Source organism: Rhodococcus sp. NPDC059969, from assembly GCF_042738325.1.
Lineage (GTDB): Bacteria > Actinomycetota > Actinomycetes > Mycobacteriales > Mycobacteriaceae > Rhodococcus_F.
Genome location: NZ_JBHWUF010000016.1, coordinates 22,922 through 49,389, shown reverse-complemented (window position 1 = coordinate 49,389; position 26,468 = coordinate 22,922). Strand labels below are relative to the sequence as shown.

Below are 26,468 nucleotides of genomic sequence, written 5' to 3'. Positions count from 1 at the left end.
GTCACCGGAACCACTCGCACGTCGAGCGGCCTTTGACTCCTTGGACGCAGCCGGGCGCAATTACGTTCCCTCAAATACGCGAACGTGTAGAGACTTTCTCAGAAAAGCGAACGCGTCACGAAGAACTACACCGAACCGACGATCTCAGCCAACTCGTCGGCCAACTTCTGCGCGAGCGGAAGTTCGGTGGCCTCGACCATGACGCGGACCAGTTGCTCTGTCCCGGACGGGCGCAGGAGCACTCGACCACCGTCACCGAGAACGCGCTCGGCGTCCGCGACAGCTGCGAGTACCGACGGCGATGCTGCCACCGTCGCCTTGTCCCCGACCTTCACGTTGATCAGTACCTGCGGGAGGGTGGTCATCGTTGCGGCCAGTGCGGATGCCGACTTACGCGTACGAGCCATGCGTCCGAGCAGCCGGAGACCGGTGAGAATCCCATCGCCCGTGGTGCCGAACGCCGGCAGCACAACATGGCCTGACTGTTCGCCGCCGAGGCTGTAGCCACCCGCGCGCAGCTCTTCCAAGACGTAGCGGTCACCTACGGCAGCCGTCACGATGTTGATACCGGCCTCGCGCATCGCAATGTGCAAACCGAGATTGCTCATGACGGTCGCGACGAGTGTGTTCTCGACCAACTCTCCGGCCTCGTTCATCGCGATCGCCAGAACTGCCATGATCGCGTCACCGTCGACCACCGCGCCGGTCTCGTCGACGGCCAGGCAGCGGTCGGCGTCGCCGTCGTGCGCGAGCCCTAGGTCAGCCCCGTGATCGACCACGGCTTTCTGAAGATTCTCCAGGTGTGTCGATCCGCAACCGTCGTTGATGTTGAGGCCGTCGGGATCGGCGCTGATCGCGATGACGCGAGCGCCCGCTGCGGCGTAGGCAACCGGTGCGAGCGCGGAAGCAGCGCCGTTTGCGCAGTCGACGACAACGGTGAGTCCGGCGAGTGGCTCGCTCGCCGCGCTCGCCAGATGCTCCAGGTACAACTGAGCGGCGTCGTCGACCGAACGAACTCGGCCGATTCCGGCACCTGTCGGAAGGACCGGCGACACGGTGCCGTCGAGTGCATCCTCGATCGCTACCTCGACCGAGTCGTCCAGCTTGTGTCCACCGGCTGCAAAGATCTTGATTCCGTTGTCCGGCATGGGATTATGTGATGCCGAAATCATGACACCGAGACTGGCGTCGAGCTTTGCCGTCAAGTATGCGACTGCGGGAGTCGGAAGAATACCCACGTCGAGCACGTCGACGCCTGCCGAACTCAACCCGGCCGTCACCGCGGCTTGAAGCATCTCACCGCTGGCGCGGGGGTCGCGACCGACCACGGCGGTCGGACGTGCATCCGAGGTGTCGGCTGTCAGTACGCTCGCTGCGGCAACTGCCAATCTCAATGCAAGATCTGCAGTCAGATCCGAATTGGCAAGTCCACGAACACCATCGGTACCGAACAACCGACCCATAGAACGACTCCTGAATCCTGAGAACCTCGAAAGTGGAACTTCGAGCATGGAATTTCTTCGAGAAACACAAGAGCGGGCGTCCGGTAACGATGGACGCCCGCTCTTGTGGTGAACAGGTGCCGAAGCAGACCCGTTGGGTCAACCTCGGCAAAGCATCAGCGCTTGGAGTACTGCGATGCCTTACGGGCCTTCTTCAGGCCGTACTTCTTACGCTCGACAGCGCGGGCGTCACGCGTCAGGAAGCCTGCACGCTTGAGGGCCGGACGATCATCAGGGGTTACCTCGATGAGTGCGCGCGCGATAGCCAGACGCAGAGCGCCTGCCTGACCGGACGGGCCGCCACCGTGCAGCAGTGCAATGATGTCGAAAGACTCGGGACGCTCGACGAGCACCAGCGGAGCCTTGATCAGCTGCTGGTGAACCTTGTTGGGGAAGTAATCCTCCAACGTACGGCCGTTGAGCTTGAACTGACCGGTGCCGGGAGCCATCCGGACGCGAACGACAGCCTCCTTGCGGCGACCGACGGTCTGGACCGGGCGATCGAGGACGATCGGTGCGAGCGTAGCTGCAGCAACCTCTTCGACGACCTCGACTGCGTCAGCGGAAACAAGCTCTTCCACTGCTTCGATGTTCTCTTCGGACACGTTCTGCTCTTCCGGCGATGTCACTGTGCGACCTGCTTGATCTCGAACGGCACCGGCTGCTGCGCGGTGTGGGGGTGATTCGGGCCCGCGTAGACCTTGAGCTTGCTGCTCATTGCGCGGCCGAGCTTCGTCTTGGGGAGCATGCCGACAATGGCCTTCTCGACGAGACGATCGGGAGTCCTGTCGAGGACCTCACCGACAGTGCGGGACTTCAGGCCACCCGGGAATCCGGAGTGGTGGTAAACGTTCTTGCCCTGGAGCTTGTTGCCGCTGATGGCAACCTTCTCAGCGTTGATGATGACAACGAAGTCACCACCGTCGATGTGCGGCGCGTAGGTGGGCTTGTGCTTGCCACGCAGCAAGTTCGCTGCCTGAACGGCAAGACGGCCGAGCACCACGTCAGTGGCGTCGATGACGTGCCACGAGTGGGTCACATCTCCGGCCTTCGGGGTGTACGTAGACACAGATCTTCCTCGTCTTAATTCATTCCACTGCTGACCATGTGCGTATCGCGTAAACAATCCTCGGCGGCCAGTTGAGACCCGAGAACCGCCGGTCTCCACGCATTTCTGCCGGAGCCCTACGGCACGCCACCGATAGACGATACCGGTCTACCCACCGCCAGGTCAAAGCGCCGCCAGGTCGAAGCGCGGCCAGGTCAAAGCGCGGCCAGGTCAAAGCGCGGCCCTCCCTGCCAACAGCATCCTCGTCCAGCACGACTGCCCCGGCACCTGTCAGTACCGGGGCAGTCGGGTGTCATCACGACATGATTGCTGTCAGCGACCGAACCCGTTTGCGGCGATCCGATCAGCTTCCTGCATCTTCTCGGAACCGCTTGCCGTCGCTCCGGCGATCTGCGCGAGAACCATGTTCAGTTCTTCGGAGGCCTGGGCCCAGCGGCGCTGTGCGTCGTTCCACGCTTCGGAACCTGCGCCTTCCCAACCTGCTTGCAGCTTGTCCACGACAACTTTGATGTCGCCCTGCTTGTCGTTGATCGCTTTGGCCTGCTGTTTCATCTGATCGGACAGCATTGCGAGGCCGCCGAAGTCGTACTTGATCCTGTCGGACATAACTGCTCCCGGTTCGGTGTGACTGAAGAGATCTTGTGAGAACTACTGGCTGAGAACTGCTCGATCGAACTGTGAAGAGCTGACGGTCAGGACATGTTCACCGTCGCGCCGCGAAGCGAGCTGACGTTGTCGTCTTCGGTCGAGTCGAAGGTTCCCGCAGCCTGCTTGATCTGCTCGCAGATATCGGTCAGAGCAGTGTCCAACTTCAGGGCCGCGCTGTTGTATCGCTCCATGATCCCTGCGTATTCGACCTGCGCCGCGCCGTTCCACGAATTGTGCGAAGCGTCGGCCTCCGACCGAACAGCGTTGACCAGTCCCCTGATGTCACCGAGATGTCCGTCGATGGTCCCCGCCGAATCGATCAATTCAGCGGTAGTTGCGGTAAAGCCCATGTCGTCCCCCTGGATTCGGTGAGTACCGTTCGGTATCGGCGATCACACACGACGGCTTGTCCGTCGGACGTGCACCGGGGTCGAGCGGAACTCCCTGATGTGCGCTACACATACTTTGACGCGACCTCAGTGCCAACGGTTCCGGCCCGACCGAAGAATATTTTCAGAACCAACCGATCCGAGGTCACGGCGTGAATTCGAGTGACTGCCACGTCCGCAGGCAGTCCGCTTCGAGACTGTCCCACTCGCCGAGAAGATACTGGCAGCCGATACTCACTTGCCATCCGTTGTCGACGTACACGTGCCAACGCACCTCGGAGAAATCGTCCGGAAACTCGAGATACACCACTGCCTGTTTTCCTGCACCATCGTCGAGCACGGAAAACTCCCCGAACCTCAAAGGGTCCTCGAACGTCGAAAACTGCTGACGCAAAGCAGCTTCGACGGAATCGAATCCCGCACCTTCGGCCAAGCGTTTCTCGACGACCACGATCTTGCGATCCGCGCCGGAGCTGGGCAACAAATCGGTACGCCCGCTCGAGGCCCCTCGCGGCACAAGTTTCCAATCGGAAGGTAGTTCTGCTGCAACGCTTCCCAGGTCCACACGCACGAGTTCCGGCCTGGCACCGGCTTCGATCGACGGAAGCGAATTCTTCGGGACAGGCTTTCCCTGCTCTTTCGACGCTTGTACGTTCTCAACATTGTCTTCCGCCGTAGCTGCGACCGACTCCGCCGACGGAGAATCGCCTCGATCGCGAATGGACACCACGATCGTCGCCGCGGCCGCAGCGGCGACGGCTCCCACTACAAGCGCCACAGCGAACCGTCGACGGCCTCCGAAGTTCCCATCGACACGACGCGGCAGAGGGGCATTCGAGTCCGCGCGAGGAACCGACATCGCAATGTCCGGAGTGCCTACCCACCCGGCACCAAAAGCCGAATTGTCGACGATTCGCCCGGAACTGTCCCGCACGGTTGTCTGGCGAACGAGCGCTCGAGGATCCACCAGAGACGAAGCCATACGGCTCTCGTCCAGAATTCGAATGCTCGCGTGACCGTGAACATTCGTCGGCCCACGTTCGAGCGAAGCCGCAACCGCGTGGGAGCGCGGCCCGACCAACACCACAGCGTCCCGAACCGACAAGTCCCCGATCGCGGAAAACAAACCCGCAACGTCTGCGATCTCCGAACTTTGTGCCCCGTCGATTCGTAGTTCACCGTCAACCTCACCGACAACGGAAGCGACCACCATTCCGCCGCGCAGTTCGAGGACGACACACCGCGATCGCCAGGCCGTATGCGCCGACCTCGCCGCCGCGATCGCGGTCGGCACGAGGACGACGTCGTGCGCCACTCGCCGTGCGGCATCCAGCAATCGGCGCCTGCGCGGGACGCCCCAATCCGAGGGATGACTGAGATAAAGAATGTCTGCGTCGACGATTCCGCACCCGTCCATCGCGCTGGAGATCAGCCTGGCCAACTCCAATACGGTCGGGACAATCCGACCGTCCACGTCGACATAATCGTCGTCGACAAAATCGATCGCATTGACAACGGTCGTACCGGGCCCCGACGCCGGTTCGCGTCTGAGGTCTGCACTACAACAGAATTCGCGTTGACCCGATACGACCCAGATGTTGGATGCGCCCCAATGTACCGAGACCGACACCGCGGACGGAACGGTCACAGCGGTGGCATCCACGGAACTTGGACAAGTTGGGTTTGCGAGCGAGAAACGTAAACCCCACGACCTTCCGGCATTGCCGACGCGCGGACAGTGCCGACGAGATTTCCCTCGTCACGACTTCCGCTCATGATCAATCCAGCCGGCGCCATGTCGCGGATTCTCGCAATCACCGGTTCGTACAGAGCTCTGGCTGCGCCACCGGAACGGCGGGCAATCACCAGATGCAAACCGATGTCCTTGGAATGTGGGATGTATTCGAGCAACGGCGCCACAGGGTTGCCACTCGATGTGGCCACAAGGTCGTAGTCGTCGATCAATACGTAAATCTCCGGCCCACTCCACCACGACCGTTCCCGTAGTTGCTGCTGTGTCGTCTCCGCGTTCGGCATTCTGGCGGCCACGATCCGAGCCAGGTCGACCATCAACTCACCGAACGTCGTCGACGACGCCGAGTACCCGCCGAGGTGATTCCCTTCGACCACCCCTAACAGGGAATGCCGATAGTCACCGATGATCAGCTTGGCCTGAGCCGGCGTATTCGACGCGATGATCCCTTCGGCTATTCCGCGCAAGAGAGATGTCTTCCCACACGCGGTGTCGCCGAATATCAAGAAGTGCGGGTGTTCCCGGAAGTCCATGTACACCGGGGCGAGGTCGGTCTCACCGAGCCCGATCGGTACGGTGAGGCACCGACCGTCGGCCGCGCTCGGTGAGGGCCACCGAGTCCCGACAGTTTCGAGAAGTTCTGCCCGCGAGTACGAATCCGGAAGCATCCGCACGGTCGGTGCCGGACGCGAATTCGACATGGCTGCAATACGTTCGACGGTCGCCGCCACAGCCGCACTAGAGTTCTCACTACCTGGCGTGCCGTCGATTCGAGGTAGTCCGGTGAGAAGGTGAAGTCCGTCGCGAGTGATGCCACGACCCGGTCGACGTTCCGGCACCAAGCTCGCTTTCTGGCGACCCGCATCCGAATCGCCCGGATCACCCAATCGAAGTTCGATACGTGTACCCAGTTGGTCCTTGAGCGCCGGCCGAATCTCGGCCCACCTCGACGTCGTGACGATCACGTGCACACCGAAGGACAAACCTTGACCGGCGAGCATGTTTATCTGAGGCTCGAGTGATTCGAAATCCGAACGCACGCTGGGCCAACCGTCGACGACGAGGAAGACGTCACCGTACGGGTCCTCTCGGAGTCCCGCAGCCGCACCTTCTCCGGCGGGATCAGCTGTTCGCAATCTACGGAAATCGGCCATTGATTCGATGCCGAGGTCACGAAACAGTCGCTCGCGTTTGGCGACCACACCGAGTACCTCGGCAACTGTGCGCCGGACGCGGTCGGAATCCAAGCGGTTTGCCACCGATCCGACGTGCGGCAGATCTTTCAATCCGAGGAGCGTTCCACCACCGAAGTCGAGACAGTAGAACTGAATCTGCTCCGGCGTGTGCGTCATGCTCAGAGACAAGATCAACGTGCGCAATGCCGTCGACTTTCCCGACTGCGGGCCACCGACGATCGCGAGGTTGCCAGTCGATCCGTTGAGATCGGCGACGAGTAGATCGCGGCGCTGATCGAATGGCCTGTCGACTATGCCGAAGGGTGCGCTCAGATTTCCGCGAGGTTGATCACCGGCCGCCCACCGCGGCAACAACTGGTCGAGCGTCGGGGATGACTCGAGCGGTGGGAGCCACACCTCATGCGCACGTGGACCGTGACCGCGCATGCGGTCGACGAGGACTCCCATGAGAGTACGTGCATCGTCACCGATTTCACCCATGTCGATGACGTCGGGCTCGACGGGAACGACAACAGCCTCCGGGCCGACCACCGGCGTCGCGGTAAAGGGCAGCGGCGCAAGTTCGACGGGAGAATCGACCGAGAATCGAGTGGGCACTATCCGCTCGCCCTCGTACGGGCCTGACACGTAGGCACCTTGGAAGCGAACGATCTCCGCCGCATCGGACTTCAGGTATCCCGCACCGGGTGTGCCCGGTAGGTGATAAGCATCGGGAACGCCGAGGACGGAACGAGACTCGTTCGCCGAGAACGTTTTCAAACCGATCCGATACGAAAGATGGCTGTCGAGACCGCGTAGCTTTCCTTCGTCGAGTCGCTGACTGGCCAACAGCAGGTGAATATGAAGTGACCTACCCAATCGCCCTATCGCCACGAACAATTCGGCAAATTCCGGCTGTTGACTGAGCAGTTCGGAAAACTCGTCGACGACCACGAAGAGCGCAGGCAACGGATCGAGTGCAGCGCCGGCCAGCCTCGCCTTCTCGTAGTCGGAGACGTTTGCGAAGTTTCCTGCCGCACGTAGTAATTCTTGTCGACGGTTCATTTCGCCGGCGAGAGCGTCCTTCATGCGATCGACCATTGCCAATTCCTCGGCGAGGTTGGTGATGATCGCAGCAACGTGCGGCGCCTCTTCGAGGCCGAGAAAGGTTGCACCACCTTTGAAGTCGATCAGGACGAGGTTCAGTGCGTTGGGTGAGTGCGTCGCGATCAGGCCGAGTACCAAGGTTCGCAGGAACTCCGACTTACCGGAACCGGTGGCTCCGATACACAGCCCGTGCGGGCCCATACCGTTCTCGGCCGACTCCTTCAGATCCAGTTCGACGGGGTTTCCGTCTTGTCCGACTCCGATCGGCACGCGGAGTCGATCACGCCCCTGACGTGGCAGCCAGCCATGCTCAGGATTGAACCTCGCAACGTTTCCGATCCCCAACATCTGACTCCAGGTCCGAACGGACCGGTCGTCGTCAGCTGCGTCGACGGCGTTCTGTGATGCCGCACGGAACGGTGCGATGCGACGTCCGAACGACTGCGCCAGGCTGGTCGACGCCGCGTCGGGCGTCGCAAAGTTCTCGACTCCTGCGCTGCTCACCGCGCCGATCTGATCGCTACCGACGACCAGTCGCAAACCGCGCGCCGCCGCCAGTCGCGGGCAGAACCCGCACAGGTCGAGGACGGTCACCGAGTCGAGCCCGGATTCGGACAACAGGCCGGTGTCGCCTTCGAGCAACCCACCGTCGACGACCAACACGAGATGCGGAACACCCGCACTCGCCGGAGTGTTGCGAGCGAATCGAGCCCGCATCGAAAGCGGTTCCCCGAGGGAACTTTCGAACTCGAGATACGAACCGAACACCATGCGTGAAGCGCCCGCGCCGTCCTGAGACTCCGGGTGTTGCACGTGTGGGAGCCACTTGACCCACTCCCACTCGGATTCGGTATCGGGTCCGCACACCACCGCAACTTGGACCGTGTCCGGACCATGGAAAGTGCACAGCTGCATCAACATCGAGCGGACAAGCGCACGAGCTGAATCTCGCTGCCCCTCGATGGACATCGCAGCAAATCCGCGAAGTGAGACGGCGGTCGGCAGGTCCTGTACAACCGAATGCGCACGGACGAAACGCCGAAGGGAGACAGCAGCGACGGGTTCGAGATCCTCGACCGGACCGGTCTCCGGAGATACGAGTCTGGTGGCCAATCGCTGTGTACCCAGACCGACCCGAACGTGACAGTAGTCCGAGTCGGTGATCTGACGCTCCCACATCCGCACAGTTCCGGCGAGTGTCCAGAGCAGCGACGGCTCGGGATTGCTCCATTGAAGAGCAGCACGCTGCGCACCGGACGTCGCAGCGACGTCACTGCGCATCTGATCCAGGTACCGCAGGTAGTCCTTGCGGTCCTCGTTCGCTTCGGAAGCTCTTGCTCCACCGCTACGACCGCCCCCGGCAAGCATCCCGAGCATCGACACCATCATCATGACCGGAAACAGCAGGGACATCGGATTGCGCGCCATGCCGGAAGAAAACATCAGCGCCACCATGCCGATCATCGCAACCACCATGATCACCGGAAGTAGTTTGGTCAGTAGGTTTCCCGGCGTGACACGAGGAATCTCCGGTGGGGCCTGCAGCGTCACTTCGCCGCCCGGTGTGCGCGGCGATTCGCGGCGCGCTCGACGCGCAAATCTGACAGTACTCAATTCACCCACCCCATCGGTGCTGCGGCTGATGCCGCCATGCGCCTCGTCCGACTACCACCGGCCCGCCCCCCAAGGCGTGATCGCGCAATTGCAAAAGAGTAGATCACAACACCGACACTCGGGTCGGTACCACCTGTTGTCGGAGCTCTCCTGACACGGGCGCGCACTTCATGTCGTATTGTTCGGGTGAACTGGGGTGACGCGAAGGGGGAATCGCGTCATAGGAGGGGATAGATCTTGACCAGCACCACTACAACCAGCGCTGCGAATATCGGAAGCGGACGACGCGCGAGTCATTCTGCCGAGCTGTGCAGGTTGACGGTACTTTCAGCGCATTCGCAGGTGGATCTTGCGGTGCCGCTTCGTGTTCCGCTCGCGGTGGTCATTCCGGGCATTGTGGACACAATTGTCAATCACAGCAATTTCAACGAGTTCGACCAGAGCACCGAACAATTCGAGCCCGTCGACTGGACTCTGTCCAAAGTCGGCAGGGCACCGCTGTCACCGACGCTGTCGTTGCACGAGCACGGAATCCGCGATGGGGAATTGCTCGTACTCGATGCTGCGGACACGGCTGCCCCACCCCCACTTTTCGACGACATCATGTACACCGTCGCGGCCACGGACGCAGACATCTACCGACGCTGGACTCCGATCACCGCGCGCATTGTCGGCTCGAGCGCCGCCCTCGTCGCTGCGCTCATCGCGGCCCTCACCCTGGTCCTCGGCGATACCGGGCTGATCGGCGCCGTCTGCGGCGGAGTCACGTCCTTGGTGTTCACCGTCGCCGCGGTCGTGACAGCGCGCGTGTACGGAGACACGGCAAGTTCCGTCACGCTCGGATGCGCGTCGGTGCCGCTGGCGTTCGTCTCCGGCGCACTCTGCGTACCCGGCACTGTTCTTTCGGCTCATCTGCTTCTCGGTTCGGCATTTGCAGCCGCGGTAACTCTGATCTGCCTCCGCCTGTGCGGTGCCGGATTAGCTGTTTTCACCGCACTTCTCGTCGTCCTTCTCGCGGCCGTGGGCACCTTCGCCGTCACGACGACGCTTCCCGAGGCGCGCACCGCGACCGTCAGCGGCGCGGTGATTGCCACAGCATTGATCGTTCTGACGTTCACCGCTCGACTGTCTATGTTGTTCGCGCGACTACCGCTTCCCCCGGTTCCGACACCGAGCAATCCCCTCGACGACGACCGTGACGGACTGCCCGAGCCCGAACTACCCGGGCTGACCGAGTTGGCCGAAAGGGCAGGGCGGGCCCGTAGCTATCTGACCGGGCTGATCGTGGCCACGTCAGCGGTCGCGCTCACCGCTGCCGTCGCACTCGCGTGGTCCTGGCCTGGTCAGGGGATCGTCTGGCCGAACCTTGCTCTCGCTTTCGCGACTTCCGTCGTGCTGATGTTTCGTGGGCGCACCTACGCGGGCGCGCAGCAGGCGCTCCCACTCATCACGGCCGGGATCTCGGTGATTCTCGTTCTCCTGGGCGACATGGCATGGGCGCATCGCGACTATGCCATGGTCATCTTCGCCATCACGATGATCGTTCTCCTCCTGACACTGATTCTGGGAATCCTCGCCCCCCAGAACACATTCAGCCCCGTGATGCGACGAGCAGCAGAACTGTTGGACCTCGCTGCGATTGCAGCAATCGTTCCGTTGATCTGCTGGGTCAGCGGACTCTTCGCACTCATGCGTGGCCTCTGAGCGATCGGTGATCGATGGTGATTCGACGTGCAACAAACATCTGCGCCAGTCTCGTGATCGTTGCCTTCAGCGTTTTCGCCGGGGCGGGTGGCGCATCGAGCGCGGTTCCTTCCCCCGTCGATCCTGCAATGCTGCCGGAGGACGGTCCGCCTGCACCTCCACAACCCACCGAACAACGAACCCTGTGCGTTCCAGCCGTGGCAGGTGGTGACGGTGCGGACATTCCACGTTCTCAACAAGATCTGGGATTCGATTCGGTGTGGCCGATCACCCGAGGGGCAGGACAGCGAATTGCTGTCATCGATACCGGCGTCAGCAGGCATCCTCGGCTACCGTCGCTCGAAGGCGGCGGTGACTACGTCGGGACCTCCGACGGCACCGACGATTGTGACTCCCACGGAACAGTCGTGGCCGGTCTCATTGCCGCCGAGCAGGTCGAGGGTTCCGGATTCTCCGGAGCTGCGCCGGACGCACAAATCATCTCGATCAGGCAGTCCAGTGCAGCCTTCTCAGTGGCCGGCCAACGCGAAGACCCGGCCGTAGCCGAGAACTCATCCGGGTACGGAAACGTCGACACCATGGCATCGGCCGTCCGTCACGCTGCGGACATGGGTGCAAGCGTCATCAACATCTCCGAAGTCGCCTGTAAACCTGCCGGGGACGGGATCAACGACCAACGACTCGGCGCTGCAATCGAATACGCCACGATCGCGAAGAATGTCGTAGTCGTCGCAGCTGCAGGTAACGTCGGATCCGGAGGTTGCAAGAACCAGAATCCACCACCGGATCCCCTCAATCCCCAAGCCGATCCAGGGAACTCGGTTGTGACGATTGCCAGTCCGGCTTGGTACGACGACTATGTCCTCACAGTGGGGTCGGTAGACCCCAATGGCGCCGCCAGTTCTTTCAGCCTCGGCGGTCCGTGGGTCGATGTGGCGGCGCCCGGCACCGGAATCACCTCACTTCACCCGACGTCGCCGGGTCTGACCAACGGAGTCTACGGTTCCGACGGCGCCGTACAGTCGTTCAACGGGACCAGTTTCGCTGCGCCCTATGTCGCGGCAACCGCTGCATTGGTCAGGTCGGTTCACCCGGAACTGACTGCACTTCAGGTCATACAACGTATCGAAGCCACCGCCCACGCTCCGGCGCAGGGCTGGAATCCCTACATCGGTCACGGCGTCATCGATCCGCTCGCCGCGGTCACGGGCGAATTAGTCTTAGGAGAACGCGTCAGGGTCAACCATCAGTCGGTACCGATCGATCCCCTACCCACGCCACCGACCCCCGACAACCGGTCTCGCGACGCGGCACTCGTCGGAGCCGGAACCGTCGGTACTCTCGCCTTACTGGCACTGTTGGCGTCGATGCCCATACGTCGAGTAATTCGTCGGCGACTTCCCGAACGACGGGACGTCGATCTCTGAACTGTCGGACGCGATCAGTTCACCGGAGCGGCCGGCGCTGAATCGGGGGCGACTCCGTCGTGAGCTATCAGTGCATTACTCTTCTCGAGCGCAGGACCTGATGCAAGTAGATCGAGCATCTGCCAAGGCGCGCGATCAGGCGTTCGCGTCAATCCGAGGGCACGAGCGGAAGTTTCGTCCGGTACCCCGTATTTCACACCGGTATCGGCTACGTAGAATACTCCGTCGTGCCTGGTGCTGTTCGTCTCGATTCCGGTCGCTTGAACAAACCCGCCGAAGCCCTGTTCGACATGGACGCTGTCTAGATTGTCACCCGATCCGTCCGCCTGCGCCAAGGACACCAACTTGCCACCCTCCGGGATCGGAACCTGCAATCCAGCGATGAGTTTCAGAGTTGCAGAACTACTTTCGCTGCCCTCGACGGCAGGTGAGGGAGCCCATTCCAGACAGCCGACAGGTGCGTCGTGATCGTCGACGATCGCTGGAGCCACCAGCGGCAACGAGTCGACGGCCAGCTCACTCACCGAGGGGATACGACTGATGGCATCTGGGGTGACGCTGGTGATCCCGGTAGCGCCCTGCGAATCCGAGAAGTAGATCAGTTGGGCAACTGCCGCGCCGACCTTCTGGATACCGTTCTCGAGTACCACGTAGTACTGCGGGTCCGCACCCACCGAAACCTGGACGACGGAGCCGACAGTCTTGTTCTGCAGAGGAAACCGGGGCGCTGATCCCAGTTCGGGAATTCGCGGGGCCTCGACGCGCGGGACTTCGGGAATCGAATTGAGGAATCCGGTACTGATCGGACGCGCCTGTGCCCCTTCCAGTCCCAAAGCCCGCATGATCGCCGGATTATCCACATCGATTGCCGCTCGCTTCCCGTCGTACACGAGAAAGTGATCGGAACCCGACTTCACCAGAAATCCACTGTCATTCGTCAGATATGTCGTGTTATCACCGACATTGGACGAGCCGACCAGGACCGAAGTCGTCAACGATCTTCTCCCGTCGGATCCGACGGAATCGCATACTGTCCACAAGGCGTTGGTCGGGTCGGCCGATTCCGGCAGCGCGGACGGTGCGCCGGGAATGCCGACGAGCGCGCCCCGGGGTTTCGCCTCGACCTCGGATGCCTTGACCATTGCCGGTTTTCCTGGCGAACCCAGAATCAGTCGAGCGGAGGCCAAGTTCAGCACAGGACGAAAAGTACCCTCCATGGCGACGAACATTGCGCCCGATTCTTTTGCGACCACAATGTCGGCATCACCGATCTTGTCCTGTGGCCGAAAGAGGGCGAGTACTGCGCATCCCGCCAATCCCAGTGCGGCGAGGACTATTCCGACGGTGAAGGCGCGCGACTGAGATCGCATCGGATCATGAAGCATCCGTACGTCTCGTCTTACCAGCGCATGTTCCATCCGCCTGACCAAGAAACGGTATCCGTTGACCTGCCAGCGCGTGGTAGGTGTTGCAGCCATCATTCCCCCCGTGCCTTACATCCCCTTGCGAAGACACAGTACAGTTTCGCTGGGGCGGAAATTTCGGGTAGTAGGCAGGTCAGGTATCGGGGAGGAACCGTGGACCGATCGCGGTTGAAGCATTGGCCGTCGTCGCACAGGATTTCGGCGCGCGAATTCGTGTCGGCACAGATTCTCGGAATCGGTGCGGGCGGAATCGCGATGGTCAGTGGGCTGGATTGGCTCTGGGCGCTGGCAATTGGTTGCGTGGTTGCCGGATCAATGCTGCTCCATGTGGGCGGTTGGTCGGTAATGTCCTGGATTGCCAGGTACTTTCGCTACCTTCACCACAAGAACGTGGACGGCGGAACGATCGTCAGTTTTCACACCCCCTCCGAGCAGTCGATCGGGCTGCGAGTGGACGGATCTTCACTCGTCGCTGTCGTCGAGATCGCTCCACCGCGCGACTACCTGACCAGGATCGGGCGTCATTCGTTCGACGCGTCCCACCTTCTGCCCACGGCTGCGCTCGTGGATTGTCTTCATCAGCACGACATCTCGCTCACCGGCATCGACATTGTCAGTCACGGATATCGCGCCGCATCCGGAACCCCGGCCACCGAAGTCTACGAACGACTCATCGGACCGCTACCAGCCACCGCCACCAGAAGTGTGTGGCTTGCACTACGTTTCGACGCTCTCGAGGGTTCTGCAGCAGTCGAGCGCCGCGGCGGGGGCGAACAGGGCGCGGGCCGCGCGATCGCTGTTGCCGCCAATCGTGTCATCCGGGTTCTCGATACAGCGGGATGCAAGGCGCGGATCCTGACCGCACCGGAAATTGCCTCGTCCACTGCCCAGGTGACAAGAGGAGTGGACAGCGACGAGGTCACCGAAACGTGGCGAAGTACCCCGTTGCCCGGCGTGTCCAACGTGGGATACGGGATTGAACCCCGCTTCATCACCACCTCGACCCTGACTCGAATATGGGCAGTGGCAACGGTCGGGACATCCGTGACAATTCGGTTGCGCCCCAACGGCGAACGCGGAGAGGCAAAGGTCAGCGCGACATGCCGTTTCACCACGCGCAATCCACCTGAGAACGCACCGTTGCCCGGTTTGCTCTCGTTACGGGGGCGCCAACGCGACGGACTGTTGACCAACCTGCCGACCGCACTGACGGCGCTGGACGCGATCACGCCGCACATCCGCATGGACGCGGACACACTCGACTCACTCGCTCTTCCTCTTGCCGGGTGCGGCCAGCTCATCGGCTCCGACCGAAACGGGAACGGTGTCACAGCAAGAATTTCGGGGCCCGGCGTCAACACAGTCTTTGTCGCCGGCGAACTCTATCTAGCTCAGCAATTGATCTTCAGAGCCATCGCGACCGGCGCACGAGTACTCATCCACACCGATCGACCGGAAGCCTGGACCGCGCTCACCGACTCCATGGGAGTGCCCGACCGACTCCGCGTGTCCGGTCAGGGCGGTGGGCCTGAAGGCTCCTTCAACACTGTCGTGTTCGACGGAGTCGAGGGGCTGCCTCCGCGTGCCGGCGTGACCGCGATCTACGTCTACGGACATTCGCGCCAATGGCCTCGGATCGACCCTGAAATTTCGATAGTCCAGCCATTCGCACTCGGCGACAAGATCACGGTCGAAACCGGCCGCACTCGCGTCGAACTGACCCTGGTGACCATTGCTTCCGAGACCTCGTTCATCGGTCGTCCACGAGCCGGCGACGCTCACCAGATGGCGTGATCGCGTAGGTTCTCGATCAGCCGGGGTATGGGTCACTCGCACGCTGCGTACGCAATCCGCTCCCCCACCAATGCAATTCACGAATCATCTTCTCGGTCGCATCGATCGCAATCGGATCGATGCCGTACGGCTCGTGTCCGAATTGCTTACGAACCCGGTGAATGGTCACGCTTTGACGCACCGAGACCATGTGCAACTCCGCCACCACTTGCCTCAGCTGTTCGACGGCCCGAACACCACCTGAAATCCCGCCGTAGGACACGAAGCCGATCGGCTTGGCCCGCCACTCGTGCTTCACGGAATCGAATGCGGTCTTGAGGGCAGCCGGATATCCGTGGTTGTATTCGGAGGTCACGGCAACAACAGCGTCGGCGCGCCCGATTCGCTTGCGGAAAACTTCAGTGGCAGGTGAATCCGAGAAATCCTGGGGCAACGACAGCTCTCTGAGGTCGATCACCGACACCTTCCACGACGGGTTCGTGGTTGCGCGCTCGACAAACCAATCCGCCACTGCTCGTCCTATTCGCCCTTCGCGGACCGAACCTACGATGACTTCGACGTTCAAGGGTGCCATGAACATCGATGCTAGCGACCTCTCACGCAGTGATCCCGTCCGTGATGAGTGCGGCCAATTCCCGATACGCGCTGGCATCGTCCAATCCCGTTGCCCGATAGACCGCGCGTTGCTGGATCCGAACCATCGTCGCTGCGGCCGCATCGGCAACAAATGACGCGTGTACCTGCCGGAATGCGCCCGAATCCACCCCCTCCACGATCAGTGCTCGCACGCGATCCGCGGCGATCGAGGTGTTCTTCTCGTAAACCTGGCTCGCCGACGCCGATTCAGACAGGTCTTCCATGAATTGACGGGACGCCGGGGACAATTGATCACCGACTGCTTCGAGATAGACCGCCACTCGACGAGTGGGCGTCGCCTCTGCAGCGACGGCACTCTCCACCGCATCGGTCGCCGCACGGAAGAAGTGAACCGTCACCGCCCGCACGAGGTCCTCCTTGCCGGCCGCCACGGTGTACAACGTGCTCTTGGAGCAGTGCAGACGAGCTGCGATCTCGTCCAGCGTGAGGTGGGCGAAACCCTCGCTCAGGAACAGCTCGACCAATTGATCGAACAGTTCCGCCCTGCGCGCAGTCGTCTTGCGAACCAGCCTTGCCATACCCAAGACAGTACTGCAGTATCGTTCTCAGTACTACTACCTAGCTAGGAGCCGACCCGTGCCCGTCGAACGCCTGATGCCCAGCCAAGAAGCTCACGATCTCATCGAACTGACGCGTGATGTCGCGGACAAGGTACTCGCGCCCAAGGTCAACGAATACGAGAAGGCCGAGAAGTATCCCGACGGAGTGTTTCCTGCACTCGGACAAGCAGGCCTACTGAGCCTTCCGTATCCCGAGGAGTTCGGTGGCGGCGATCAGCCGTACGAGGTGTACCTCCAAGTCCTCGAAGAGATCGCCTCTCGCTGGGCCGCGGTCGCGGTGGCGGTAAGCGTGCACAGCCTGTCATGCTTCCCGCTGTTCACCTTCGGCACCGACGAACAGAAGAACCGTTGGCTTCCGGACATGCTGGGTGGCAATACCATCGGCGCATACAGCCTCTCCGAAGCGCAGGCCGGATCCGACGCCGCCGCGTTGTCGTGCAAGGCGACGCCCACCGAAGGCGGTTACCGCGTCAACGGCTCGAAAGCCTGGATCACCAACGGCGGCAAGGCGGACTTCTACAACCTCTTCGCCCGCACCAGTGACGACGGCTCACGCGGGGTCTCCTGCCTCCTGGTGGACAAGGACACCGAGGGCCTCAGCTTCGGTAAACCAGAAGAGAAGATGGGGCTACGCGCGGTCCCCACTGCCTCCGCGAACTACGACGATGCCTTCATTCCTGACCAGCGATTGATCGGTCAGCGCGGACAGGGGCTCCCGATCGCCTTCAGCGCGCTCGACTCCGGTCGACTCGGAATCGCTGCTGTTGCCGTCGGAATCGCCCAGGGCGCGCTCGACGACGCGGTCGCTTACGCGAAGGAGCGCAAGGCATTCGGCAAACGGATCATCGATCACCAGGGACTCGGATTCGTGCTCGCAGACATGGCCGCCGCAGTTGACTCCGCTCGTGCCACCTACCTCGATGCTGCCCGCCGCCGCGACGCCGGAGTGCCGTATTCGCGCAATGCCAGCGTCGCAAAGCTTGTTGCCACCGACGCGGCAATGAAGGTCACCACCGACGCCGTTCAGGTATTCGGCGGGTACGGATACACCCAGGACTTCCCCGTCGAGCGCTACATGCGCGAGGCCAAGATCACGCAGATCTTCGAGGGCACCAACCAGATTCAGCGGCTGGTCATCGCGCGCCAACTGGCGGGATAGCCGCCCGATACGAATGCCCTCCCACACCAGAGTGGGAGGGCATTTTGTATGCAGCCGATCAGTCGCCGCAGCATCCACCCGAAGACGGAATCTCGCGGGTCTCACGGGTAATCGCGTTCCGGGCAGCCAGTTCCGAGTAGTCGGGGTAGTCCACGCGGACCAACGAAAGTCCGTGCGCCGGCGCAACGAGGATGGAACTGGACCGCGAAGTTTCGTCGAGCAAACCTGCCACCCAGTCGGCGGTGCGCCGTCCCTCACCGACGGAGAGGACGGCGCCGACGAGACTGCGAACCATCGACCAGCAGAATGCGTCCGCATTCACGTAAGCCGTGAATACCGTGCCCTCTTGTGCCCAGTCGAATCGTTGCAGCTCTCGCACCGTCGTGGCACCTTCTCGACGCTTGCAGAATGCCGCGAAGTTGTGAAGGCCGAGAAGCCGATTCGACGCTTCCTGCATCGCGCCGAGATCGAGTGGTTTGGGGTACGACACGGTATCGCGTGCGCGCAGGGGCTCCACGCCGAATGCCGCGTTGGTCACCCGGTACTCGTAATAGCGTCGCATCGCCGAGAATCGCGCGTCGAACTCACCGGGAACCACCGAGATCTGTTTGACCCGAACGTCCTTGGGCAAGAATCGTGCGAGCCTGCGCACAAGTCGCGAAGGGTCGTCCGGGAGCAACTCGCCCGGGACGTCGACGTGCGCTACCTGCCCGGTTGCGTGGACACCGGCGTCCGTTCGACCGGCAACAGTGAGCTGAACCGGTTGCCGTAGCACCGTTCCCAACTTGTCTTCGATCTCGCCGCACACGGTGCGCAGGTCGGTCTGACGGGCCCAACCCGAGAAATCGGTGCCGTCATAGGAGATGTCGAGCCGCAATCGAACGAGCCCGCCGTCCCCGGTGGGGGCGGCGGGCTCGTTCGATTCAGCGTGTGCCGAAACCAAGGGAGACTAGTCCTTCTTGGCCTCTTCGGCCTCGGGAGCGTCGGCCGCAGTTGCGGTCTCGTCCTCGATGGCCTCGACGACTGCGTCAGCGTTCTCGACCTCAGCCTCGGTCGCGTCGGCCTCTACGGCCTCGACGACGTTCTCTGCGGCGGGAGCTTCCTGCGAGGACTTGACGCGACGAGCGCGATCAGCCTCGGAGGTGACGGTCTTTTCCTTGACGAGCTCGATGATTGCCATCGGAGCGTTATCACCCTTGCGGGGGATCGTCTTGATGATGCGGGTGTATCCACCGTTACGGTCCGCGTAGAACGGGCCGATCTCGGCGAACAGGGTGTGAACGACATCCTTGTTACGGATGACCTTCAGCACCTCACGACGGTGAGCCAGCGTGCCGGCCTTTGCGTGCGTGACGAGCTTCTCGGCGTAGGGGCGCAGTGCCTTGGCCTTGGACTCGGTGGTGGTGATGCGACCGTGCTCGAAGAGCGCGGTAGCCAGATTGGCGAAAATCGCCTTCTGGTGGGAAGCCGACCCGCCGAAGCGGGCACCCTTCTTGGGCTTGGGCATGATGATCTCCTAGTAAAGGACCTGAGCTGCTACAGCTGTTCGGTCTCGGCGTAGTCCTCGGTACCCTCGGCATCGCCGAAGGAACCGGCATCAGTGTCACTCCACGTTCCGGTGGCGGCGTCGTAGCCGGCAACGGTGGTGGGATCGAAGGATGCGGGGCTGTCCTTGAGGGACAGGCCGAGCGAATGCAGCTTGACCTTGACCTCGTCGATGGACTTCTGTCCGAAGTTGCGGATGTCGAGCAGATCGGACTCGGTACGGCCAACAAGCTCACCGACGGTGTGAACACCTTCGCGCTTGAGGCAGTTGTAGGAGCGGACCGTGAGGTCCAGATCCTCGATGGGGAGTCCGAAGGAAGCGATGTGATCGGCCTCGGCGGGCGAGGGTCCGATCTCGATTCCTTCTGCTTCGACGTTCAGCTCACGGGCCAGGCCGAAGAGCTCAACCAGGGTCTTGCCCGCAGAAGCGAGCGCGTCCCGTGCGGTGATGGAGTTCTTCGTTTCCACGTCGAGAACGAGCCGATCGAAGTCGGTGCGCTGTTCGACGCGAGTGGCCTCCACCTTGTAGGTGACCTTGAGCACCGGCGAGTAGATCGAGTCGACCGGGATACGGCCGATCTCTGCGCCGGACGCCTTGTTCTGGACGGCGGGGACATAGCCGCGACCGCGCTCGACAACGAGCTCGATCTCCAGCTTTCCCTTGTCGTTCAGGGTGGCGATGTGCAGATCAGGGTTGTTCACGGTGACGCCTGCCGGGGGCACGATGTCGCCTGCGGTAACAGCGCCGGGGCCCTGCTTGCGGACGTACATGGTGACCGGCTCGTCCTCTTCGGAGTTCACGACGAGGCCCTTGAGGTTCAGGATGATGTCGGTGACATCTTCCTTCACGCCCGGGACGGTGGTGAACTCGTGGAGAACGCCGTCGATACGGATGCTGGTGACAGCAGCGCCGGGGATCGACGAGAGCAGCGTGCGGCGCAGCGAATTGCCGAGCGTGTACCCGAAACCTGGCTCCAGGGGCTCGATGACGAACTTCGAGCGGTTATCAGCGATGACCTCTTCGGTCAGCGTGGGTCGCTGAGAAATGAGCATTGGTATTTCCTCCTGTACGGACGTCCACTATTTGACGCCCACGATGGGAAAGGGCCTGCGGCCCCGTGAGTGGTTGAGGAGCCCGGAGACTCCTCAACCACTCACGGGGGTGCGGAGCACCTTACTTCGAGTAGTACTCGACGATGAGCTGTTCCTGCAGAGCGATGTCGATCTGCGCGCGCTCGGGAAGCTGGTGAACCAGGATCCGCAGACGCGAGCCGACAACCTGCAGCCACCCGGGAACCGGGCGATCGCCGACGGTCTCACGCGCAACCTGGAACGGAAGCGTGGAGAGCGACTTCTCCTTGACATCGATGATGTCGTACTGCGAGACGCGGTAGCTCGGGATGTCGACCTTCTTGTTGTTCACGAGAAGGTGACCGTGCGTGACCAGCTGACGTGCCTGACGGCGCGTGCGAGCGAGGCCTGCGCGGTACACGACGTTGTCGAGACGCGACTCGAGGATGCGAAGCAGGTTCTCACCGGTCTTGCCGGGGCGGTTGTTCGCCTCCTTGTAGTACAGGCGGAACTGCTTCTCCATGACGCCGTAGGTGAAGCGAGCCTTCTGCTTCTCCTGCAGCTGGAGCAGGTACTCGCTCTCCTTGATACGCGCGCGGCCGTGCTGTCCGGGCGGGTACGGGCGACGCTCGAATGCCTGGTCGCCTCCAACGAGGTCGACGCGCAGACGACGCGACTTGCGGGTGATGGGTCCGGTATAACGTGCCATTTTCTTCTACCTATCCTTCCCGCTATACCCGACGCCGCTTGGGCGGACGGCAGCCGTTGTGCGGCTGGGGGGTTACATCGGAAATGGTGCCGACCTCGAGGCCAGCAGCCTGGAGGGAACGGATTGCGGTCTCGCGACCGGATCCCGGTCCCTTGACGAAGACGTCAACCTTCTTGACACCGTGCTCCTGCGCCTTGCGGGCAGCGCTCTCAGCAGCAAGCTGAGCGGCGAAGGGAGTCGACTTACGCGAACCCTTGAAGCCGACGTGTCCCGAAGACGCCCAGGAAATGACATTTCCGGCGGGGTCCGTGATGGACACGATGGTGTTGTTGAAGGTGCTCTTGATGTGAGCGGCGCCGTGCGGGATGTTCTTCTTATCCCTGCGACGCGTCTTCTGGGTCTTCTTCGGACCGGTGCTACGTGACTTCGGGGGCATTACTTCGCCTTCTTCTTGCCGGCAATGGTGCGCTTCGGACCCTTACGGGTACGGGCGTTGGTCTTGGTGCGCTGACCACGCACGGGCAGACCACGACGGTGGCGCAGGCCCTGGTAGCAGCCGATCTCGATCTTGCGACGGATGTCGGCCTGAACCTCGCGGCGAAGGTCACCCTCGACCTTGAGCGACTCCTCGATGTACTCGCGGAGCTTTGCCAGGTCCTCGTCCGAGAGGTCCTTGCTCCGGAGATCCGGGCTGACGCCGGTGGCGTCAAGGATTTCCTTGGAGCGGGTACGGCCGATGCCGTAGATGTATGTCAGTGCGATCTCCATGCGCTTTTCGCGAGGAAGATCAACACCAGAGAGACGTGCCATGGTGGCATTTCCTTATCGGTGTGCGGAGGTCTGCTCCCAGCCCTTCCCCTGTGCCTCTTGCCGAGTACCGACGCCCGAAGGCGCAGATGATCTCATCAACTAACTCAGTGGGGCCCCGGCCTCCGTGCCGGGGGTGAACCATTGTCCGACCTTGGCGATCGGTGAACGATCGCGTGGGGTCTCGTCAACAATGGCTGGTACTGGGAGGTCTTCTTTGCTTGTTGCCAAGCAGATCTTCGAAAAGCTAGATCTAGCCCTGACGCTGCTTGTGACGCAGGTTCTCGCAGATCACCATGACTCGACCGTTACGGCGAATCACTTTGCACTTCTCGCAGATCTTCTTGACGCTCGGCTGAACCTTCACGTCTTCTGATCTCCTGTTTTGTCGCAGCCTGCCGCGATGAACCGCAGCAGACATACTTCTCCCTGACCCAGGTCAGGTCCGGGAAGTTCGTTACTTGTAGCGGTAAACGATGCGTCCGCGCGACAAATCGTAGGGCGAGAGCTCTACGACAACGCGATCTTCCGGGAGGATGCGAATGTAGTGCTGACGCATCTTTCCGCTGATGTGGGCGAGGACCTTGTGGCCATTCTCGAGCTCAATGCGGAACATCGCATTGGGCAGCGGCTCGACTACTCGTCCTTCGACCTCGATGGCCCCGTCTTTCTTAGCCATATCCTCCGCGATCCGTTTGGTTTGGCATGCTTCGTGCATCGGCTTCCGTTACATTGGCACGCAATGGAAAGATCGCCGGCAGTTCGCGGGCCCGATCCCGGAGCGATCCGGGCGTAGGCACACGAACTATCGACGCGCATAGCGCACCGCCTAGCCATGTTACGCGATGTAAACGACCAGGCCAAATGCGCCTCCGGCCAGGGTGACGACACACACCGCTCCCCCGTCGAAAAAGTCCCAGCCTCGACATGAGGCTGGGACTTTTTCGAACGTGAAACATGCTCGCTGCCAACACTTGTCAGCGACTGTGCCGACTACTCCGGCCGAAGGGTAAGAATCCGCGGCCCGTCTTCGGTCACAGCGACTGTGTGTTCCCAGTGCGCTGCGCGGGAACCGTCGGTGGTCACGACAGTCCAGTCGTCGTCGAGAATCACCGTGTCGGTGGTGCCGAGCGTGAGCATCGGCTCGATCGCCAGGCAAGATCCGACAACCAATTCAGGACCCTTACCCGGGGCGCCTTCATTGGCGAGGAACGGATCCATGTGCATTTCCCGACCGATTCCGTGTCCGCCGTATCCGTCGACGATGCCGTAGGAACGACCGTGCAACTTCTCGGCGGCCTTGGTGCCGACCTCGATAGCGTGCGAAACGTCCGTCAGACGGTTGCCTGCGATCATCGCCGCGATCCCGGCTTCCATCGAAAGCCGAGTTGCCTCGCTCAGTTCCTGATCGGCGACGCTGATCTCGCCGACACCGAACGTCCAAGCAGAGTCACCGTGCCAACCGTCGAGGATCGCACCGCAGTCGATCGAAACGAGGTCACCTTCGGCCAGGATGTCCTGAGCCGAAGGGATCCCGTGAACGACGCGATCGTTGACCGAGGAGCAGATCGAACCGGTGAAGCCGTGGTACCCGAGGAACGAGGGCACGGCGCCGGCGTCACGAATGACGGATTCTGCGACCGCGTTCAGTTCCAAAGTGCTGACACCGGGCTTCGCCGCAGCGCGCACCGCCACCAACGCCGAACCCACGATCGCGCCGGCAGCAGCCATCGCGTCGAGTTCGCCCGCGGAGCGGAACGGAACAACCTTGCGCTTACGCCCGAAGACCATTACTTACCCAACGCTGCCAGTGCGCGTGCGTTGACCTCTTCGACCTCGCCGATCGCGTCGACGGAGACGATGCTGTCCTTGTAGTAGTCGAACAGCGGTGACGTCTCGTCGCGGTAGACCCGGAGGCGGTTGCGGATGACGTCCTCGGTGTCGTCTGCACGACCGCGGGCGAGCATGCGCTCGACCACGATGTCCTCGTCGACGACGAAGGAGAGGACACCGTCGAGCTTGGTGTCGAGGTCCTTCAGGATTCCCTCGAGTGCCTGAGCCTGTTCGACCGAGCGCGGGAATCCGTCGAGAAGGAATCCGTTTGCTGCGTCCGGTTCTGCGACGCGAGCCTTCACCATGTCGTTGGTGATCGAACTCGGTACGAGTTCACCGGCGTCGATGTACTTCTTTGCTTCTACACCGAGAGCGGTGGCCTGACCGATGTTCGCGCGGAAGAGATCACCCGTCGAAATGTGGGGAACGCCGAACTTCTCGGACAAGATAGCGGCCTGGGTGCCCTTGCCGGCACCGGGAGGACCAAGGAGGACAAGTCTCACTTGAGGAACCCTTCATAGTTACGCTGCATTAGCTGACTCTCGATCTGCTTCACGGTGTCCAGGCCGACGCTGACCATGATCAGCACCGCGGTGCCACCGAACGGCAGGTTCTGCGCGCCGCCGCCATTCCCGATGTCGAGGAACAGGTTGGGCAGAACAGCAATGGTGCCGAGGTAAATCGCACCCGGAAGGGTGATGCGACTCAGCACGTAGTTGAGGTAGTCCGCGGTCGGCTGACCTGGTCGGATACCGGGGATGAAGCCGCCGAACTTCTTCATCTCGTCGGCGCGCTCTTCGGGATTGAAGGTGATGGCGACGTAGAAGTACGTAAAGAAGACGATCAGGCCGAAGTAGATCGCGATGTACACCGGGTTGGCCGGGTTCACCAGGTAGGTGTTGATGAGGCGCTGCCACCAACTCGGGTCGACCGCTGTACTGGCCGAAGTCAGCTGTGCGATCAAGTTCGGGAGGTACAGCAGTGAAGACGCGAAGATCACCGGGATGACGCCGGCCTGGTTCACCTTCAGTGGCAGGTACGTCGAGGATCCGCCGTACATCTTGCGTCCGACCATCCGCTTTGCGTACTGAACCGGGATGCGGCGCTGACCCTGCTCGACGAAGACGACACCGGCGATGATCAACAGCGCTGCGAGGCAGACGAAGGCGAAGACCAGTGGACCGCGGCTGTCGAGAATCGACTTGCCCTCGCTCGGGATACGCGATGCGATACCGGCGAAGATGAGGAGCGACATACCGTTGCCGACGCCGCGTTCGGTGATGACCTCGCCGAACCACATCACCATGGCAGCACCGGCAGTCATGACCAGCACGATGATGACAAGACCGAAGATCGACTTGTCGGCGATGATGTCGTCACAGCCCTGGAGCAACTGTCCGCGTGCCGCAAGAGCGACGATGCCGGTCGACTGCAGGATTGCCAGAGCGATGGACAGGTAACGCGTGTACTGCGTCATCTTGGCCTGACCGGACTGGCCTTCTTTTCGAAGTTCCTCGAACTTCGGGATCACCACGGTCAGCAGCTGCACGATGATGCTTGCCGTGATGTACGGCATGATGCCGATCGCAAAGATCGACATCTGCAGCAGAGCGCCACCGGAGAACAGGTTGATCAGCGAGTAGATACCTGCTGAGTCACCGGAGTTGGCGATATCGATGCACTGACGCACGCGGCCGTAGTCGACACCTGGGGACGGAATGAGAGCGCCGACCCGATACAGAGCCACCAAGCCGAGGGTGAAGAGGATCTTCCGCCTCAGGTCTGGGGTCCTGAGGGCCGAGACGAAGGCGGAAAGCAAAGATCCTCCTGGCACGACGGTAGGGAGACAGATCGTTTTGACCTGTCGAACTTTTGAACTCTAACAGTGAGCATTTGGGAACTAAGCGGGCAGACCACGAAAACCGGGTAAGCCGAAGATACATTTGCCACTCGGTGACCAGAATACTGACCCGTCCGAGCAAGCACGACCAATCCGTGACACGACCTCGTAGACGCCGATGGCCGCAACGCAGCAAACGCTGCGCTGCGGCCATCGGACTAGCTAAGCGTGATCACTCACAGCTCGGTAGCGGAACCACCGGCAGCAGCAATCTTTTCCTTGGCGGAACCGGTGAACTTGTCGACGGTCACCTGAACGGCAACAGTCAGTTCGCCGTCGCCCAGAACCTTGACGAGCTGGTTCTTGCGGACTGCGCCCTTGGCAACGAGATCCTCGACCGTGATTGCTCCACCTTCGGGGAACAGACGGGCGATGTCGCCGACATTGACGACCTGGTACTCGGTGCGGAAGGGGTTCTTGAAGCCCTTGAGCTTGGGCAGACGCATGTGAAGCGGCATCTGTCCACCCTCGAAGCCCACGCGCACGGTGTTACGTGCCTTGGTGCCCTTGGTACCGCGACCTGCGGTCTTACCACGCTTGCCGCCCTCACCGCGTCCAACACGAATCTTGTTGGACTTGGATCCGGGAGCGGGGCGCAGGTGGTGCAGTTTGATGGTCATG

26 protein-coding genes are annotated in these 26,468 nt (G+C 61.7%); 4 read left to right on the top strand and 22 right to left on the bottom strand.

Going from position 1 to position 26,468, the window contains the following annotated elements; all coding sequences use genetic code 11:
• Positions 1–125: 125 nt before the first annotated feature.
• The 7 genes from glmM to eccCa all read right to left on the bottom strand — a co-directional run bounded on the left by glmM (position 126) and on the right by eccCa (position 9,257).
• On the bottom strand, positions 126–1,463 hold the full coding sequence (glmM, locus tag ACFWAD_RS28480) for a phosphoglucosamine mutase (RefSeq protein ID WP_378549904.1): 1,338 nt from the start codon (positions 1,461–1,463) through the stop codon (positions 126–128).
• Positions 1,464–1,618: 155 nt separating this feature from the next.
• Positions 1,619–2,131 carry a 30S ribosomal protein S9 gene (gene rpsI / locus ACFWAD_RS28475; protein WP_230812265.1) on the bottom strand — a complete coding sequence of 171 codons (513 nt, stop codon included), beginning with the start codon at positions 2,129–2,131 and terminating at the stop codon, positions 1,619–1,621.
• Positions 2,128–2,571, bottom strand: coding sequence for a 50S ribosomal protein L13 (gene rplM / locus ACFWAD_RS28470; RefSeq protein ID WP_019747566.1), 444 nt, complete (start codon positions 2,569–2,571; stop codon positions 2,128–2,130). Before rplM ends, rpsI begins: the two co-directional genes overlap by 4 nt.
• A gap of 312 nt (positions 2,572–2,883) precedes the next feature.
• Positions 2,884–3,177, bottom strand: coding sequence for a WXG100 family type VII secretion target (locus ACFWAD_RS28465; protein ID WP_003940975.1), 294 nt, complete (start codon positions 3,175–3,177; stop codon positions 2,884–2,886).
• An 86-nt stretch (positions 3,178–3,263) separates the two neighbouring features.
• On the bottom strand, positions 3,264–3,569 hold the full coding sequence (locus ACFWAD_RS28460) for a WXG100 family type VII secretion target (protein WP_003940986.1): 306 nt from the start codon (positions 3,567–3,569) through the stop codon (positions 3,264–3,266).
• A gap of 184 nt (positions 3,570–3,753) precedes the next feature.
• The gene (locus ACFWAD_RS28455; RefSeq protein WP_378549901.1) at positions 3,754–5,256 is read right to left on the bottom strand and encodes a type VII secretion-associated protein; all 1,503 of its coding nucleotides are present in this window, start codon (positions 5,254–5,256) and stop codon (positions 3,754–3,756) included.
• Complete coding sequence (gene eccCa / locus ACFWAD_RS28450) at positions 5,253–9,257, bottom strand: type VII secretion protein EccCa (RefSeq protein ID WP_378549898.1); 4,005 nt, start codon at positions 9,255–9,257, stop codon at positions 5,253–5,255. The genes ACFWAD_RS28455 and eccCa overlap by 4 nt, the downstream gene beginning before the upstream one ends.
• Before the next feature lie 237 nt (positions 9,258–9,494).
• Between eccCa and eccD the strand changes: the two genes are divergently transcribed.
• A complete protein-coding gene (gene eccD, locus ACFWAD_RS28445; RefSeq protein WP_378549895.1) occupies positions 9,495–10,961 on the top strand; it encodes a type VII secretion integral membrane protein EccD in 1,467 nt (488 codons plus the stop codon).
• 14 nt (positions 10,962–10,975) lie between these two features.
• Complete coding sequence (gene mycP, locus ACFWAD_RS28440) at positions 10,976–12,388, top strand: type VII secretion-associated serine protease mycosin (RefSeq protein ID WP_378549892.1); 1,413 nt, start codon at positions 10,976–10,978, stop codon at positions 12,386–12,388.
• Positions 12,389–12,402: 14 nt separating this feature from the next.
• On the opposite strand, the gene eccB is transcribed toward mycP, so the two are convergent.
• Complete coding sequence (gene eccB / locus ACFWAD_RS28435) at positions 12,403–13,869, bottom strand: type VII secretion protein EccB (RefSeq protein WP_378549889.1); 1,467 nt, start codon at positions 13,867–13,869, stop codon at positions 12,403–12,405.
• Between the two features lie 96 nt (positions 13,870–13,965).
• Here eccB and eccE point away from each other — a divergent pair, with 96 nt between their 5' ends.
• Entirely contained in the window at positions 13,966–15,606 is a 1,641-nt protein-coding gene (gene eccE, locus ACFWAD_RS28430) for a type VII secretion protein EccE (RefSeq protein ID WP_378549886.1), read from the top strand.
• 16 nt (positions 15,607–15,622) lie between these two features.
• Here the strand turns inward: eccE and ACFWAD_RS28425 are convergent, their stop codons facing one another.
• Positions 15,623–16,180: an NADPH-dependent FMN reductase gene (locus ACFWAD_RS28425; protein WP_378447816.1), complete on the bottom strand. Its 558-nt coding sequence runs from the start codon at positions 16,178–16,180 to the stop codon at positions 15,623–15,625.
• 22 nt (positions 16,181–16,202) lie between these two features.
• Positions 16,203–16,781 carry a TetR/AcrR family transcriptional regulator gene (locus ACFWAD_RS28420; protein ID WP_378503995.1) on the bottom strand — a complete coding sequence of 193 codons (579 nt, stop codon included), beginning with the start codon at positions 16,779–16,781 and terminating at the stop codon, positions 16,203–16,205.
• 58 nt (positions 16,782–16,839) lie between these two features.
• On the opposite strand from ACFWAD_RS28420, the gene ACFWAD_RS28415 reads away from it, so the two are divergent.
• On the top strand, positions 16,840–17,982 hold the full coding sequence (locus ACFWAD_RS28415; protein WP_378549883.1) for an acyl-CoA dehydrogenase family protein: 1,143 nt from the start codon (positions 16,840–16,842) through the stop codon (positions 17,980–17,982).
• 58 nt (positions 17,983–18,040) lie between these two features.
• Here ACFWAD_RS28415 and truA read toward each other — a convergent pair whose 3' ends face one another.
• The 12 genes from truA to rplO all read right to left on the bottom strand — a co-directional run bounded on the left by truA (position 18,041) and on the right by rplO (position 26,467).
• Positions 18,041–18,925, bottom strand: coding sequence for a tRNA pseudouridine(38-40) synthase TruA (gene truA / locus ACFWAD_RS28410; protein ID WP_378549880.1), 885 nt, complete (start codon positions 18,923–18,925; stop codon positions 18,041–18,043).
• A 6-nt stretch (positions 18,926–18,931) separates the two neighbouring features.
• Complete coding sequence (rplQ, locus tag ACFWAD_RS28405) at positions 18,932–19,489, bottom strand: 50S ribosomal protein L17 (protein ID WP_020906897.1); 558 nt, start codon at positions 19,487–19,489, stop codon at positions 18,932–18,934.
• 29 nt (positions 19,490–19,518) lie between these two features.
• Positions 19,519–20,580 carry a DNA-directed RNA polymerase subunit alpha gene (locus ACFWAD_RS28400; RefSeq protein ID WP_003941016.1) on the bottom strand — a complete coding sequence of 354 codons (1,062 nt, stop codon included), beginning with the start codon at positions 20,578–20,580 and terminating at the stop codon, positions 19,519–19,521.
• A gap of 121 nt (positions 20,581–20,701) precedes the next feature.
• Positions 20,702–21,307, bottom strand: coding sequence for a 30S ribosomal protein S4 (gene rpsD, locus ACFWAD_RS28395; protein ID WP_003940769.1), 606 nt, complete (start codon positions 21,305–21,307; stop codon positions 20,702–20,704).
• Positions 21,308–21,329: 22 nt separating this feature from the next.
• The gene (gene rpsK, locus ACFWAD_RS28390; RefSeq protein WP_003940683.1) at positions 21,330–21,743 is read right to left on the bottom strand and encodes a 30S ribosomal protein S11; all 414 of its coding nucleotides are present in this window, start codon (positions 21,741–21,743) and stop codon (positions 21,330–21,332) included.
• Positions 21,743–22,117 carry a 30S ribosomal protein S13 gene (rpsM, locus tag ACFWAD_RS28385; protein WP_003940834.1) on the bottom strand — a complete coding sequence of 125 codons (375 nt, stop codon included), beginning with the start codon at positions 22,115–22,117 and terminating at the stop codon, positions 21,743–21,745. Before rpsM ends, rpsK begins: the two co-directional genes overlap by 1 nt.
• Positions 22,118–22,367: 250 nt before the next feature.
• Complete coding sequence (gene rpmJ, locus ACFWAD_RS28380) at positions 22,368–22,481, bottom strand: 50S ribosomal protein L36 (protein ID WP_003938068.1); 114 nt, start codon at positions 22,479–22,481, stop codon at positions 22,368–22,370.
• A gap of 90 nt (positions 22,482–22,571) precedes the next feature.
• Entirely contained in the window at positions 22,572–22,793 is a 222-nt protein-coding gene (gene infA, locus ACFWAD_RS28375) for a translation initiation factor IF-1 (RefSeq protein ID WP_003418601.1), read from the bottom strand.
• 314 nt (positions 22,794–23,107) lie between these two features.
• Positions 23,108–23,905 (bottom strand): type I methionyl aminopeptidase, encoded by a 798-nt coding sequence (gene map / locus ACFWAD_RS28370; protein WP_378447820.1) that lies wholly within the window; start codon positions 23,903–23,905, stop codon positions 23,108–23,110.
• On the bottom strand, positions 23,905–24,450 hold the full coding sequence (locus ACFWAD_RS28365; RefSeq protein ID WP_003940868.1) for an adenylate kinase: 546 nt from the start codon (positions 24,448–24,450) through the stop codon (positions 23,905–23,907). Before ACFWAD_RS28365 ends, map begins: the two co-directional genes overlap by 1 nt.
• A complete protein-coding gene (gene secY, locus ACFWAD_RS28360) occupies positions 24,447–25,766 on the bottom strand; it encodes a preprotein translocase subunit SecY (RefSeq protein ID WP_230812251.1) in 1,320 nt (439 codons plus the stop codon). Before secY ends, ACFWAD_RS28365 begins: the two co-directional genes overlap by 4 nt.
• A gap of 257 nt (positions 25,767–26,023) precedes the next feature.
• The gene (gene rplO, locus ACFWAD_RS28355; protein ID WP_138869531.1) at positions 26,024–26,467 is read right to left on the bottom strand and encodes a 50S ribosomal protein L15; all 444 of its coding nucleotides are present in this window, start codon (positions 26,465–26,467) and stop codon (positions 26,024–26,026) included.
• Position 26,468: the final 1 nt, after the last annotated feature.

Excerpts from the sequence above, each read along its gene's own strand:
- rpsM (WP_003940834.1), bottom strand. The coding sequence starts at position 22,117 with ATGGCACGTCTCTCTGGTGTTGATCTTCCTCGCGAAAAGCGCATGGAG.
- mycP (WP_378549892.1), top strand. The coding sequence starts at position 10,976 with ATGGTGATTCGACGTGCAACAAACATCTGCGCCAGTCTCGTGATCGTT.
- ACFWAD_RS28460 (WP_003940986.1), bottom strand. The coding sequence starts at position 3,569 with ATGGGCTTTACCGCAACTACCGCTGAATTGATCGATTCGGCGGGGACC.
- ACFWAD_RS28400 (WP_003941016.1), bottom strand. The coding sequence starts at position 20,580 with ATGCTCATTTCTCAGCGACCCACGCTGACCGAAGAGGTCATCGCTGAT.
- ACFWAD_RS28425 (WP_378447816.1), bottom strand. The coding sequence starts at position 16,180 with ATGGCACCCTTGAACGTCGAAGTCATCGTAGGTTCGGTCCGCGAAGGG.
- ACFWAD_RS28465 (WP_003940975.1), bottom strand. The coding sequence starts at position 3,177 with ATGTCCGACAGGATCAAGTACGACTTCGGCGGCCTCGCAATGCTGTCC.
- infA (WP_003418601.1), bottom strand. The coding sequence starts at position 22,793 with ATGGCTAAGAAAGACGGGGCCATCGAGGTCGAAGGACGAGTAGTCGAG.
- rplQ (WP_020906897.1), bottom strand. The coding sequence starts at position 19,489 with ATGCCCAAGCCCAAGAAGGGTGCCCGCTTCGGCGGGTCGGCTTCCCAC.
- map (WP_378447820.1), bottom strand. The coding sequence starts at position 23,905 with ATGGTCTTCGGGCGTAAGCGCAAGGTTGTTCCGTTCCGCTCCGCGGGC.
- rplO (WP_138869531.1), bottom strand. The coding sequence starts at position 26,467 with ATGACCATCAAACTGCACCACCTGCGCCCCGCTCCCGGATCCAAGTCC.
- ACFWAD_RS28420 (WP_378503995.1), bottom strand. The coding sequence starts at position 16,781 with ATGGCAAGGCTGGTTCGCAAGACGACTGCGCGCAGGGCGGAACTGTTC.
- glmM (WP_378549904.1), bottom strand. The coding sequence starts at position 1,463 with ATGGGTCGGTTGTTCGGTACCGATGGTGTTCGTGGACTTGCCAATTCG.
- rpsD (WP_003940769.1), bottom strand. The coding sequence starts at position 21,307 with ATGGCACGTTATACCGGACCCATCACCCGCAAGTCGCGTCGTCTGCGC.
- eccB (WP_378549889.1), bottom strand. The coding sequence starts at position 13,869 with ATGATGGCTGCAACACCTACCACGCGCTGGCAGGTCAACGGATACCGT.
- rpsK (WP_003940683.1), bottom strand. The coding sequence starts at position 21,743 with ATGCCCCCGAAGTCACGTAGCACCGGTCCGAAGAAGACCCAGAAGACG.